Below are 13,741 nucleotides of genomic sequence, written 5' to 3'. Positions count from 1 at the left end.
AAGCACTTAAAACTATCTTAAAATCTTTATCCATTACCGATTTACTATGGGCAATCTGATTTGGGAAGGATATTGTTTTGAATGATGAACACTATTGCGTGCAACTACGCCTTGATTTTCATCGTAGTTTTTCCCCCCAGTATTTAAATTTCTTGCGAATCTTGGAAAATTACTGCTCGAGACTTCGATTCGAATTCTATGTCCTTTTTCAAAGAAGTTACTTGTCGCCATTGGTGTTAAGTTAATTTTATACACCTTACCTTTCTCCATAAATACTTCCTTATCATAACCTTCTCTGTAACGAACACGTTGTATGGTTTCATCAAGGTTATATGCCCGTCCATCTGGGTATACATCAACTAGCTTTATTGTAAAATCGGTGTCTTTAGCGTCAGATGAAATGTATAGTGAACTTTCTATGAAACCAGTAACTTCTATACCTTCTTCCAATGGTTCTGTGGTGTAAACAAGAATATCCTGTCTTGTCTCCATGGCCTGTTGATCGTACGCACCTCCTTTTACCGCATTCCCAGTACAACAAACATTCCCCCCGTAAGAGGTCACAGGATTCATAGGATCATATTTAAAACTATCAGGTGCATTTTCACTATTAGGCTCTTTCATACTAAGCCTTCCATCCCCATATAGGCTATTAGCTTTTCCACCACTTGTCAAATAAAAGGTTTTCAATTCAGAATTTTCCGGAGGCCAGGATTCAGCAGACTGCCAAACATTACTTCCCATGGTGTAATACTGAACTCTTGGCGTGTTGTCTTTAAAATTGTTGTTTTCTCCTTTTAACCAAAGATCAAACCAGGAATATATTTGCTCGCTATAGTTGAGCCTGGCATCCCCCACATTTCGTTCACCTACTATTGTGTTCTCAGTAGCTCTGGTATACCTGCAGTGTAATGTAGGCGCGATTACCAAATACTGGTTATCTTTAACAAATTGGTCCTTACTATTGTTTCTGACATGATTATATAATGCCAGGTTAGGACTTATAGATACATCGTACCATGAGGCAAACCAAAAGCTTGGCACCCCTATTTCCATATCGTCGTGGTAGAGCCCACCTTTATACCAATCCTTATGATTAGGATTACGCCTCACCATTTTGTCAAAAACCTCTCGTTTCCCTTTAATATTCTGTAAAATATCTTGAATAGGTAAATGGGCTAAAGCTTCGGACATATTTACCGGAGGATTTTCCGGTGCCAAATCATAGAATCTGGAAATACGGATAAGGTCTTCCTGACTGGCTCCTTGAGGAATTCTGGGTTTGTACTTATCATGTTCCACACCATACAACCATGCAAAAAATAGCAATTGCTCCGCACCACCTCTGTACCAATTACCCTGTTCATAATAGTCGCCGACTCTACCCACGCCTGCACCAAAGCTTTGAGGTACCATGGCCGCATGGGAAGGATGATCTAAGGCGGCAACAGCCATCTGCCATTCTGCAGTAGATGAGCATCCAAGCGTTCCAATCTTACCATTAGACCAAGGCTGATCCTTCATCCAGCTAAAGGCATCATAACCATCAGTAAGCGGAATCCCTAATATATCCCATTCACCTTCTGAATAATATCTTCCACGCTCATTTTGCACAACATAAGCATAACCCTGTTGCACAACTTCGTATGCTCTTTCCGCTGTTCTGGTTTTTTGCTCGCCATCACCCCAGGAATTAAAATTATATGGTGTTCTGGAGAATATGACAGGTACTTTTTTATCAGTTTTGGGTCTGTAAATATCAGTAGCCAATCGAATTCCATCTCGCATGGGCATCATTACTTTCTGATCTATTATTGCAATTTCCTGGAGTTTTTCAAAAATATCATCCTGCGCACAGGTATTGAAGACACCAAAAGAAAAAGTAATTACAAATAATTGAAAAATGATTAAAAATGTTCTCATAAGCTTGGATTTTAAAACAACAATTGAAGATCAAAAATAGGAAAATACGTTATCGCTTTAACATAAAATATCCAACCTGTGAATTACCCTGGGTAGTTTCTATTCTGTACCAATAGGAGTCAGAGGCCAGGGGTTTTCCATTAAAATTACCATCCCAACCCTGATCGGGAAATAATTGCTTCAACAATTGACCATACCTGTTAAAGATATGCACCGTACTTACTTCGAATTCGGGAGTTGAGCTAACTATCCACAGGTCATTAAAACCGTCATTATTTGGAGTAAAAAATCTCGGGACGGGTAATTTCTCAGGCATAAGTTGAAATCCAGTTGTGTTAAATGATTCCTCCCGGCAATTTTCTGCCAGGTAATTTGCGCTATAGGGAATAATCGTTACATAAATAGTGCTCGCCTCAGGAAGTGGCTGTTCAAAGCTGTAAGTCGTTGTATTCCCTAAATCAAGTGTATTCACCAAATCTGTTCCACCTGCAGAGGTCCCTACGGATAGTAAATATCCCAAAATATTATTTACAGATTCCCATTCCAAATTAGAGTTCACACTTATATTACCAGAACCATTTTTTGGGTTTAATAAATTCGTGCATTCCGGAGGGAGGGGCCCTGTACCAGTTGTAAAAGAAATTGGCTGACAGTTTGGAGCTACTCCCAAGTCATTGTATGGAGTTACTCGTACAAAATACAATGTATTACCTTCAAAATCAGGGGGTTTATAATTAGTCCCGTTACCGACATCAAAGTTGTCAAGAATTTTAATCCCACCAATGGACGCTTTCTCCACTGTCATAAGGTAACCCGAGGCATTAAAATCTCTTATCCAGGTGATGTTTGCTGTAACGGAAACAAATTCTCCTCCGTCATTCGGATTTATTATTTCCGTACACATAGGTGGGTTATTTCCTCTGGTCCTAAAAGTAACTTCGGAACAGGAAGGAGATTCTCCAGCGCTGTTATAAGGTGTTATAGTGATATAAACACGCTGGGAAAGTGGTAAATCAGCAGGGGGATTATAAGTAGTCACATTTCCTACATCCTCATTGCTTAAAATATCGCTTGCGCCTGTGCTTGTACCAATATTCAGAATATATCCTATGGCTGCTGACTGGCCATCCCAGCTAATATTAGTATCCGGCGGCACCCCATAAGAACCTGCAGCCGGACTGGATAAAGTAACGCATCCGGGAATAGCACTGGCCTGTCCAGTTGTAAAACTTTCCTCATCACAGTTTTGAGCATTGCCGTTATTATTATTGGGAATTACTGTTACATAATAAACTGTATTGGGCATAAGACTTGTGGTGGGTGTATAACTGAGATTGCTTCCCATTGATACTCCATTTAATATATCTGTACCACCCGGATTGGTACCCATAAAAAGGAAATATTGTGTGGCATTTGCTACTGCCTGCCATTGCAGTTGGGTATTTACAGAAACTCCTGTTTCACCATTAGAAGGAGTAGTCAATGTCGTGCAAGCAGGCGGTGTTTGTGCTGAGACATGAAATAGGAATCCGAAAAACACTACAATCAATAGTATCTTTGGTATCGTTTTTTTTATTCGTGTTTTATATGGTACAACTTGATGATCCACCTTTAAATATAGTAGAAATATTAAATATGACCCTACATGTAAGGTTGGTCTTAGAAAATTGCTAAAACTTTCAGTCTCAAACTTAAATAATAAAACCCTTAATGGACCATTAAGCAGGTCAAAGCGAGTACATTAAAATTTTCGGTATTTCACATGTCGCATCTTATTGGCCGCACTGTTGCCTTTAAACTTTTCTGTATCAGGATTCCAGTGAAGTGTTTCACCAAGATCATAGGCAATATTTGCAATATTGCAAACACTAGCCGATCGATGCCCTGTTTCTACATCACAGATAGGTTGGGTTCTATTTTTTATAGCATCCATCCAGTCCTGATAATGATCCTTTTTTACTTTGTACAAACGTGTGTCTGTATCTTTTAACTCTACGTTCAGAATACCTGCAGGATCAGTTTCAAGAAAACTACGACTCACATCCATCTTACCTTCCGTTCCAATAAAACGAACACCCCATCCGCGTTCAAAATCTTCATGAATAACTTCAATCCCGTTTGCGTAGTACATCTTTAAACCTCGCACCGCATTTTTATCAGCTGGAGGCACAAATTTCACAGGTCCGGTCCTGTCCATACCCAGAGCCCATTGAACGATATCAAACATATGTGCTCCCCAGTCGCACAAAATACCACCTCCGACTTCCTGATATAAACGCCAATCCGGCCAGAAATCCACATCATTACTGGAAGGTGCAAGCCTGTGATTGTAGCCTAGAAGAGGTGCGGGGCCACACCAATTATTCCAATTAACTTCGTTTGGCATGGCCTCAGCCTTTAAATCATAAGGCCTAGCGGGGTCACCAACATTTACCAAAATTTTCTGAATATCTCCTAAATAACCATTCCTTACCAGTTCACAAGCTTTTCTAAAATTATCCCACGAGCGTTGCATACTTCCCGTCTGTACAATTTTGCCGGTTTTTTTGGCCCATTTTACCATCTCCTTACCTTCCTTCAGCGTATGAGTCAGAGGTTTTTCACAAAAAACATCTTTACCGGCTTTCATGGCGTCAATAGATTGTAAGGCATGCCAATGGTCCGGAGTAGCCACAACAACAGCATCTATTTCTTGTTGATCCAGCAGTTCTCTATATTCAAGATATGTATTTACGCTGTTATAATTTGATTGATTGCGATGTTCTGCATAGACCTTTTCAACATGATCTTTAAACCAGGCATTTTTAGTGGTCCAGACATCGCAACTGGCTATAATTTGCGCATTCGTGTTCTGAACAAATCGAGCAGCAAGTCCCCTACTCTGCTTTCCAAGACCAATAAACCCAAGATTCACCTTGTCGCTGGGCGCTATAAAACCTTTTCCTAAAACATGGCGCGGTATTATTGAAATGGCCCCTACAGTAAAGGCGGTATTCCTAATAAATTTCCTGCGTGAAAGATTTAGTTCATTAATTCCTTGTTTTGCCTTAGAACTTAGTTTTTTTCCTTTCATGATGGGTAGTATTAATGTTAGTTAGATAGCCGAAATAGCATCTTAAATTACGTGAAAAATTTAAATATTTTATATAATAAAACCATTTTTACAGTGTTGAATATTACATTTTAATTCCTCCATAAACTATTGGTTTATTTATTAAACCAGTAAGTAAGTTTAAGAGTAATTGACCATATCCTCCCGTCAAATGGTGCCAATAATTCATTATTAGTATAAACAAGAAACAAATCTGAAGCCGGTTTATAACGCCATTGAAGCCTTGAGTTTAGATTAAAGTTTTTGGATTGTTCATTATATTGAAATAAGGTTGCAAAAAATAGTTTATTGGTAAATGTTATGTCTACTTCAGATCCTATTAACCAAAATTCTGTAGTATTCCATGGTTCAGGTAATTTAATGTTATTGTAACTAATATTTGAGCTTAGACTTACATATGGCTGAAAACGATAACCCAGTTCGCTTGTTAAGGTTGCTAGTGTACCGTCTTCATAATAACCCCCAACTCTTCCGCCTGCAGAATAGGTAAACATGCTTTGTGGTCTGGAATTATATTCAAATCTAAAGGCATTCCATCTATGTTTGGTACCTGTAGCCAGGGAATCTTTTCCTGTGCCCGTAGGATCAAAAGGCGCCAATAATTTAACATACTCATTGAGTCCTTCCACGCTTATACTACTTCGATTACGAAAATTTATGAGGTATTGTAGTATATTCTGATGATCTGTTTCGTTAATTTTTTCATCAAAATAATAATTTAATTTTCCAACAGGCCCATGACTTACTACCGGACCAGCTTTAGGGAAAAACAGATAGCCTAAAAATGTGTTGAAATTAAAATATCCTTTTCTGGGTACATAGCCCACTTCTGCGGTGTATGAGCTATCCACATATTCTTCTTTTATACCCCAATTCCATTTTCTGCTCTTGTATTCAATATTGGCTGCCTGAGTAATCCCATTCCCCTGTTTATCGGGTGCAAATGATTTAAGTAAAAAGGCCTTTCCATTCCACAGGTTATCCGGAGACGCCAAATTATATTCCAATCCAAAATTCCGGTTAAATTTTGGATAGATTGTGCGCAGAGAGTCACTATCCTGGGGATAATTAGTTGACTGCTTATTTACAAAAAGCAGCCCTATTGTAGATCTGCTAAACACTTGTCGCTGCAGGCTAATGACCCCAAAATTTTGACTTGGAAGTCCTGTTTCTTCGTCTTTTGCTGTTTGCATATCCATGACTCCTATTCGCCATTTATCGCCAAGGTTTCCGCTGAGTCTTAATCCTGCATCAATTGGAATGCCGAGCCCAATTCGCCTGGAAAAGAAAGGCCTTATTGTCTCATAACCGAAGCTGGCAAACAAATCAGCGTTTTCGAGGAAGAATTGCCTTCTTTCAGGAAAAAAGAGCTCAAATCTGTCAAGATTTGTAACCTGCCGGTCAACTTCAACCTGAGAGAAATCCGGATTTATCGTCAGATCCAGGTTTAGAGAGGAGGACAGGCTTATTTTAACGTCCCCACCAACTTTGGTCTCATAGTCTGTATTTCCATCTATATCATATGTCGTTTGGCCTAATGCATAGGGAATTAAGGAAAAATTGAAACGCGGTGCAGGAGGAGGTTCATCCCAAACTAATACTCCGGTATATGCCAATGATGCGGTAGGAAACTGTCTTGGTATTGGTGTCCAGCTAGATTTTTCGCTGGTGGCCAAGTGAAGTCTGCTAAAATTAATGCCCCATTCTTTTACGCCTTCTTCATACCTTATGGATTTAAAAGGCAGAGACATTTCAAAAACCCATTTTTCATCATCGCGAGATACTTCCGACACCCATTTGCTATCCCAATTGAGATCAACGTTGCCCCCGCCAAACATGGTCCCATCCCACTGAGCCCCTGCAGCATTCGAACCAAACGAGAACCCGGTAGTTTGGTTGTTAAAGGGATCCAGGAATAATAAGAAATTATCATTCTTTCCAAATGAAAAATCCCGTCTTAGAGACTCTACAAAATAACGTCCGGGAACACTGTTATAAAAAGTAGCGATTAGATAAATATTGGTATCATCATAGGTCATTCGTATTTCAGACTTATCCGTAGCCTTGTCTATGTCCATAGGTAATACCATATAAAAGTCTTTGGCAACATCAGTTCCTTCCCAGGCTTCATCATCGGCAATACCATCAATTTTTACAGGTAAATTGGTCTTTCGAATATTTAAGCGAAAGCCTTCATTCTTTTTTTGGGCGTGAAGTTGTAGTACCAATGTTAAAAGCACTAATGTTATGGGTAACTTCTGCATGCTACTTTTCTAATGATTCGGTCTGAACTCTTGCACGAATGATGTTTACACTTAATAAATGACTATTAAATGAAATTAAAGATCGTAGTTCGTATATTCTAAAACTATGATAAAGTTCAGTAAAAATTAAAAAAGATCCTGAAATTAAACACTGAAATAATAACCCGCTAAAAAGCCCCGTTATACGGGGCCTGATAAAATGAGTATAACTATAGGAATTTAAGTTTCTAATTCCTTTAGAATATTTTCAGCAGAATTAGTTATGTTCTTGTAGCATTTATAGCCCCATCTGGTAAATAAAAGCAGGAATATAACCATCACGGGAATATAGGTTAGCCATATTTTGCCCAGGAGAAAAAGATCCTTGTTATTCATGATTTTACTAAATACCGGTAAGCAGGTAAACATTAAGACAAAACTCAAATATATTCCAACCCTTTGCATAAGCAATAATTGATTCTTTGTCTTTGTGTAACTTACAATAGTTTCTTTAAAACTATTTTTTACAATATTCATCCGCTGTATTTTTCCGAGTAACCTCAGAGTTATCACAGGTAAAATTAGTAATAAAGCTATTGTAAATACCCCACAGGCCATAAGATACCAGGTGTCTAACTTATTTATGTTAACTAATAAATATAGCGCCATTACAAAACATACTACGGCTCCTATTGTTTCATAAAATGTGATCTTATCAAACTTAGTCCTATATCTTTCCTGTGTCATTTTCATGATTAATTCTGTGGTTAGTTTTTTTTGCTTTTCTAACTGATCCGTCATTTCTGACCAAACCGTTTGGATTTCTTCTAAGTCCATAATTTACTTTTTCAATATCCTTGATTTCAACTTTTGCTTAATTCTGGAAATACGGGTACCGACATTTGTTTCACTTAATCCGGTGATTTCCGCAATCTCTTCATATTTTTTTCCTTCCAATAAAAGGAGTATTAAACCTTTTTCAAGTATGTTCAATTGATGAATTTGTTCATATACCATTTTTAAGCGTTTTTCAAATTCAGTGTCGTAATTTTCAGTTTGCCGCAGAACGACCTGATCTATGGAAGTCGTAATAGATTGCTTTTTTCTTTTTTTTAATTGACCTATTGCCGTATTTAATGCGATACGATACATCCAGGTACTGATTTTGGATTCATTTCGAAATGAATCATAAGACTTCCATAATTGATATACAATCTCCTGGTATAAATCTTTTTGGTCCTGTCCGTTTTCTGTGTAGATTGTAGTGATTTTAAAAATCAAACCTTCATTTTCCTTGATTATCCTGGTAAATGACTCTTCTTTACCCATATTTTCACAACTTCTGCTTAATTAGTAAATCAACACCAAAAAAAATCACACTTTCTTTAAAATATTTTTAGAGGCTAAGAAAATAGGTAATTTATGGACATGTCAAAAATTGAATTTCCAATAAAAGAGCAGTATAGATTTATTTGTAGAACTAATTAGGCCTAAATGGAATAACATCTCCAGAAAACCTTATAGTTTATTTGGCAAACAAACTTTGATCCAGTCCTGGCAGTAGTTTTAAAGCGTTTTTGTAATATACTTTTCTCAATACCTCGTCCGGGAGATCTAACCCATACATAGCCCAGAAAGCGTGATACTTTTTATAATAAGGAAAATATTCATCGGCGGTTTCCAAAACCCTGAAATAGGTTGGAAATTCCTTTGGTTGATAACTGTCTTTGCCAAATAAAATTCGATCCTGATAGGTAATAAAGAACTTATGGGCAGCTCGAGGCTGTCTTCCCAGCTCTGCTATAATTGCACCAATACCCACATACATATTTGGCATTTGCTCTAAAAGTTCGGCCAGCTTTTGTAAATCATTGGCATACCATCCCATATGAGCATTAATGAATTTAGTTTCCGGATGCTTCCTAATCATATTATGTTGTTCCCCGATTATTTGTTCCCATGGAGCGGGATTATCTGCTGATCGTTTCCTACGAGGCCTGGTTTTTAATTCCAACCAACGTTCGTTATTACTATCCATTGGATCCCAGAAGGACTTTGGATCTGCGGCATGTATCAGAACCGGAATACCCAATTCCCCGCATTTGGCCCAAATAGGATCTAAACGGCTGTCATCAATTGCTATTCGATTCCCATTAATATCATTATTTCTAAGCCCAAGGCTTTTATATATTTTTAATCCTTTTGCACCATTTTTCACATCCTGTTCCAGCTGCTTCACTGCATTATCTGACCAATCCGGACTTCCTACTCCATCAAAATTTACATTTGCAAAGACTACGAACCTATTTGGGTAATTCTGTTTAACATTGTCCAGCATATTTTTAAGACCTTCACCAGACCCTCCGCTTAAGTTAACCATAACGGCCATATTGAGATCATCCATCGAGGCAATCAACTGGGATAAGTCCTGAGTGGCCATCTTAAACTGATGACTATGAATATCAATAAAAGGATACTTCGCCTTCTCCACTATATTTTCAGCAACCACGAGTGTGGATTTCGGATTGTACTCTTCAAAACTCATTTCCTGGGAACAAGCAGAAATTGTTATTAATAGAAATACGATATAATAAAGTTTCATAGTATTGAATATCATTATTTTACAATTTATATGTTAATAGTTACTTTAGTTGTTTTAATGCCTTATAATAATCATCCAATGTGTCCATATCCTGAGCTTTTCCTTCGGGATCAAGGAGGATCACCTCTTTTCCATACTTCTTAAGTAAATCCCTGGCACCCTGGTCTGTGTTTAATTTTTCTAATTCTGGAAAATAAGTCTTATCAAAAATAGCGGGTACCCCTGCCTTATCAAAATAGTTTGTGGCAATTATCCCATTACTGCTGTTAAGGTAGTTAGTAATAAGCAAATTTAAATAGGCAGTGTCTATGAAAGGTTGATCAACCAGCACTATAAGTACCGCTTCATAATTCATTTTGTTTTTTTCTAAAGCTTTAATACCACAGGATATAGAAGACCCCAAACCGGATTTCCAGTTTTTATTAAACACTATTTGAACTTTTTCACCCTCGACTTGTTTTTGAATTGTATTGGCTTGAGAACCCAACACGACGGCAACCGTATTGCAAGATGCCTGCTTTGCAGACCTTATAGCGTTGCCCAGTAATGTGGTATCCCGCCAGGGTAATAATTGTTTGGTAGTTGATCCCATGCGGTTCGATGCCCCGGCGCTCAATATCAGGATAGCTATTTTTGTTTCTGAATGGGTCATCAATAAAGGAAACCTTAAAGAAATTAAGAGTGGAAGATTCTACACGGTCTTTCCTATGTATTGTGATGGGTTTTTATCAAAACTTACCTTGCATCCATCACAGCAGAAATATACCTTTTCTCCCTGATATTCCACAATGTGTTTAGGATTTTTTTTTGAAACAGGAACTTGACAAACAGGATTAATATAATATTCTTCTGAAAACTTATCTTGTTCTTTTACAACCGATGTTTGTTCCGATGTTTTGGAACCACAGCACGAGGCCTCAGATTTATTTTCATTCCTAAAATGATTAATAACTTCCGCTAAGATACTTATAGCCACCTCACTTGGCAACTTCGCATTAATATCCAAACCAACGGGACTTCTCAATTCCGCTACACGAGCTTCCGAAATACCTTCTTTTTTTAAATATATTTTTATATCGTCTGCCTTTTTAGCGCTAGCTACAAAGCCTACATAACCAGCGGAGGTTTCTAATGCCTCTTTGACGGAACGTTCGTCATTTTCGCCTTGTGTGGTAACTATAATATAAGTATTTGTTAGCCCTTTAAAAGCACTGAAATCTACTATATCAGAAATACTATGGGCGTCTGGAAACATCTGCACATCTGCTTCAGTAGCCATCACCGATACCCTAAAATCTGCTGCCGCAGCCATTTGCACCAACTTTCTAGCGATATTCGATTTGCCAATTACAATTAATTCCGGTTGTGGTATTACAGGTTCTATCATAATTTCTAATGTTCCTTTACTTTGACAAGACATTACGTACTCTTTATAGGTAGCGGTTTCCCTAGAACCACCTTCAGGTGAAATACGTACACGTCGATAGCGTTTTGTTCTGATGACATCAATGGCTTCTTTTATTACGATACCACGAACGCAGCCACCTCCTATCCAGCCAATCAATTCACCCGTTTCCAAAATTAGCGCCTTATCCCCTACTTTACCCGAGCTCGGGGCAATACGGTCCACTACCTGAGCAATGGCAAAGTTTGAGCCTTTGGCCAAATGCTTTTCTATTTGTAAAGCTAGTTCGTTAAACATCCATCAATAATTTTTCTAATTTTAATAAACTATCCAAGTTGTGCGCCGATTCAAATGCATCTAAATGCGGCATCACATTCACCATTCCTTTTTGAATGGGCTGATAGCCATCCATTCCTTTCAACGGATTCAGCCAAACTAAGGTCTTGCATTTTCTGCGTATGGTTCTTACAGCCTCCCTAAGCACTGTTACACTACCGGTTTCGAGTCCGTCACTGAGTATCACTACAATATGTTTTTGGCTCAAAAATTTACTTCCATACTCAGAGAGAAATTCCGTGAGCGACTCCCCTATCTTGGTACCGCTCGACCAAGAATGTACATTTTTGCCAATCTGTTTTAAAACTTCCTGTTCATTGTTTTGTCGAAGCATTGGCGTAACATGAGTCAGGGTTGTACTAAAGGTAAAAAATTCCAGACTCTTAAAATACTTCTTTAACACCATTACGTATCGCAAAAGATAATAGCTATACGTATCCATTGAACCACTCACATCGAGAATAAAAACCACTTTGCGCTTTTCTTTGCGTTTTCTTTTATAGGACAAGTCTAACATTAATCCCCCTTTAGACACTCCGTGACGAATCGTATTTCGAATATCGATACTCCCCTTGTTCGCATTCTCAAGTCTACGTTTAAAACGCATACTCATTTGATGAAATAGCTCTTCGGCCAGTTCTTCCAGTTTTTCCTTATCATTAACATTTACCTTAGAAAAATCAGTCCGTCTTAGGCGTATACTTTCATTTGCCCCAACAGTTTCTTTAGCCTCTTGTTCTTTAACTTCCTTTTTTGGGACTTTGAATTCCGTTCCCAAAAATATAACCGTAGCAGTTTCTTTTTCCTTTTTAAGTAGCTTGACTTGCTTTTTGCGTTGTTCTAATTTCTCTTCGTAATAACGACTCCAAAAACGATCAAACATTTCATCAAAACGGTCAAAATGCTCTTTGCGTTTACAATAAATAGCCTTTAAGCTATACTGAAATAGTTTACGATCTAATACCCAACCACGTTTTGCAACTTCAAAAGCATCACTTGTTTCTTGTGGGCCCAAAACAAACTGCCGCTCCCGACAATACATGGTAAAGTCGATGAGGCGTTCTTTGAAAGTATTTTCTACAGCTTGCACGGATTATAGAAATTTTGCTTTTAAAAATGAACTTGAAATTGGTGTTTTTTATATCGTTCCCGTCCTACGGTTCATTCCGCTTAGACTAATATTCTAGTCAATAGGATATAAAAATTCTTGAACGGACTTGTTCCGCACAAACTCTACATCATCTTTATGTTTCAGAACACTTCCTATGGTAGTTTTTACAATCTCATCGGTGATATTCTTTTGATTCATCAACAACAAGGTTTTTGCCCAATCTAGAGATTCTGCAATACCCGGTGGTTTGTGTAAACTTGACTTTCTCAAATTGTGAATAAAAGTAACCACCTGCGCAGCCAATGCTTCATCAATATTCGGAAGTTTTTTTGCAATGATATTGATCTCACCCATCTTTGATGGAAAGTCAACCCAATGATACAAACATCGTCGTCGTAAAGCATCACTGAGCTCTCTGGTTCGATTGGAAGTCAAAATCACCAAAGGTTTTGATTTTGCTTTTATCGTTCCCAATTCAGGAATACTGATTTGAAAATCAGAAAGCAGTTCTAATAGATATGCTTCAAATTCTTCATCAGCCCTGTCAATTTCATCAATCAAGAGCACCACAGGTTTATCAGCGCTTATTGATTGTAACAAAGGGCGTTGAAGAACATATTCCATTCCAAAAATCTGATTTTGGAGTGCCAGCTTATCCTCGTCTTGTTCAAAAAGTTTGATATGGAGCAGCTGCTTTTGGTAATTCCATTCGTAAATGGTAGTGCTTACATCCAAACCTTCGTAACATTGCAAACGAATTAAATTCGTTCCTAAATGTTCCGCTAAGGTTTTGGCTAGCATAGTTTTACCAACTCCGGGGTTACCCTCCAATAATAACGGTTTTTCCAAATTCTTTAAAAGGAAAATGGAAGTCGCCAAGGCTTCGTTGAGAATGTAGTCGTGCTCATAAAAGTCTTTTATCAGCGCATCGATTTCTTTATTCAATAGCTAAAATTTTAAAAAGCCATGCTTGGGGAGCATAGCTTCTGATTATAGATTCCGGGAATAT

General features: G+C 37.9%; 11 protein-coding genes. All 11 read right to left on the bottom strand.

Annotated elements, in window-relative coordinates; genetic code table 11:
* Positions 1 to 33 precede the first annotated feature (33 nt).
* Positions 34 to 1,923 carry a CocE/NonD family hydrolase gene (locus tag Q0874_RS09485; protein ID WP_299162315.1) on the bottom strand — a complete coding sequence of 630 codons (1,890 nt, stop codon included), beginning with the start codon at positions 1,921 to 1,923 and terminating at the stop codon, positions 34 to 36.
* A gap of 49 nt (positions 1,924 to 1,972) precedes the next feature.
* Complete coding sequence (locus Q0874_RS09480; RefSeq protein WP_299162312.1) at positions 1,973 to 3,532, bottom strand: T9SS type B sorting domain-containing protein; 1,560 nt, start codon at positions 3,530 to 3,532, stop codon at positions 1,973 to 1,975.
* 132 nt (positions 3,533 to 3,664) lie between these two features.
* The gene (locus tag Q0874_RS09475; protein WP_299162309.1) at positions 3,665 to 4,996 is read right to left on the bottom strand and encodes a Gfo/Idh/MocA family oxidoreductase; all 1,332 of its coding nucleotides are present in this window, start codon (positions 4,994 to 4,996) and stop codon (positions 3,665 to 3,667) included.
* Between the two features lie 134 nt (positions 4,997 to 5,130).
* Entirely contained in the window at positions 5,131 to 7,299 is a 2,169-nt protein-coding gene (locus Q0874_RS09470; protein WP_299162307.1) for a DUF5916 domain-containing protein, read from the bottom strand.
* Between the two features lie 219 nt (positions 7,300 to 7,518).
* Positions 7,519 to 8,115 (bottom strand): hypothetical protein, encoded by a 597-nt coding sequence (locus Q0874_RS09465; protein ID WP_299162305.1) that lies wholly within the window; start codon positions 8,113 to 8,115, stop codon positions 7,519 to 7,521.
* A gap of 3 nt (positions 8,116 to 8,118) precedes the next feature.
* Positions 8,119 to 8,607, bottom strand: a complete 489-nt coding sequence (locus tag Q0874_RS09460) for a sigma-70 family RNA polymerase sigma factor (protein WP_299162303.1) — start codon at positions 8,605 to 8,607, stop codon at positions 8,119 to 8,121.
* A 196-nt stretch (positions 8,608 to 8,803) separates the two neighbouring features.
* Positions 8,804 to 9,895 carry an amidohydrolase family protein gene (locus Q0874_RS09455; RefSeq protein ID WP_299162301.1) on the bottom strand — a complete coding sequence of 364 codons (1,092 nt, stop codon included), beginning with the start codon at positions 9,893 to 9,895 and terminating at the stop codon, positions 8,804 to 8,806.
* 25 nt (positions 9,896 to 9,920) lie between these two features.
* Positions 9,921 to 10,532, bottom strand: a complete 612-nt coding sequence (locus Q0874_RS09450) for a nucleotidyltransferase family protein (RefSeq protein ID WP_299162299.1) — start codon at positions 10,530 to 10,532, stop codon at positions 9,921 to 9,923.
* 39 nt (positions 10,533 to 10,571) lie between these two features.
* Positions 10,572 to 11,582, bottom strand: coding sequence for an XdhC family protein (locus tag Q0874_RS09445; RefSeq protein WP_299162296.1), 1,011 nt, complete (start codon positions 11,580 to 11,582; stop codon positions 10,572 to 10,574).
* A complete protein-coding gene (locus tag Q0874_RS09440) occupies positions 11,575 to 12,711 on the bottom strand; it encodes a VWA domain-containing protein (RefSeq protein WP_299162293.1) in 1,137 nt (378 codons plus the stop codon). Before Q0874_RS09440 ends, Q0874_RS09445 begins: the two co-directional genes overlap by 8 nt.
* 93 nt (positions 12,712 to 12,804) lie before the next feature.
* On the bottom strand, positions 12,805 to 13,677 hold the full coding sequence (locus Q0874_RS09435; protein WP_299162290.1) for a MoxR family ATPase: 873 nt from the start codon (positions 13,675 to 13,677) through the stop codon (positions 12,805 to 12,807).
* Positions 13,678 to 13,741: the final 64 nt, after the last annotated feature.

Origin of the sequence: uncultured Eudoraea sp., assembly GCF_947490415.1 — a bacterium.
In the GTDB taxonomy this organism is placed as follows: domain Bacteria; phylum Bacteroidota; class Bacteroidia; order Flavobacteriales; family Flavobacteriaceae; genus Eudoraea.
Note: the sequence above shows the minus strand (reverse complement) of the source record. Positions and strands in the feature narration are given on the sequence as shown.

Bases quoted from the DNA above. Each gene is read 5' to 3' on its own strand.
- Q0874_RS09485 (WP_299162315.1), bottom strand. From the start codon at position 1,923: ATGAGAACATTTTTAATCATTTTTCAATTATTTGTAATTACTTTTTCT.
- Q0874_RS09475 (WP_299162309.1), bottom strand. From the start codon at position 4,996: ATGAAAGGAAAAAAACTAAGTTCTAAGGCAAAACAAGGAATTAATGAA.
- Q0874_RS09470 (WP_299162307.1), bottom strand. From the start codon at position 7,299: ATGCAGAAGTTACCCATAACATTAGTGCTTTTAACATTGGTACTACAA.
- Q0874_RS09465 (WP_299162305.1), bottom strand. From the start codon at position 8,115: ATGGACTTAGAAGAAATCCAAACGGTTTGGTCAGAAATGACGGATCAG.
- Q0874_RS09460 (WP_299162303.1), bottom strand. From the start codon at position 8,607: ATGGGTAAAGAAGAGTCATTTACCAGGATAATCAAGGAAAATGAAGGT.
- Q0874_RS09455 (WP_299162301.1), bottom strand. From the start codon at position 9,895: ATGATATTCAATACTATGAAACTTTATTATATCGTATTTCTATTAATA.
- Q0874_RS09450 (WP_299162299.1), bottom strand. From the start codon at position 10,532: ATGACCCATTCAGAAACAAAAATAGCTATCCTGATATTGAGCGCCGGG.
- Q0874_RS09445 (WP_299162296.1), bottom strand. From the start codon at position 11,582: ATGTTTAACGAACTAGCTTTACAAATAGAAAAGCATTTGGCCAAAGGC.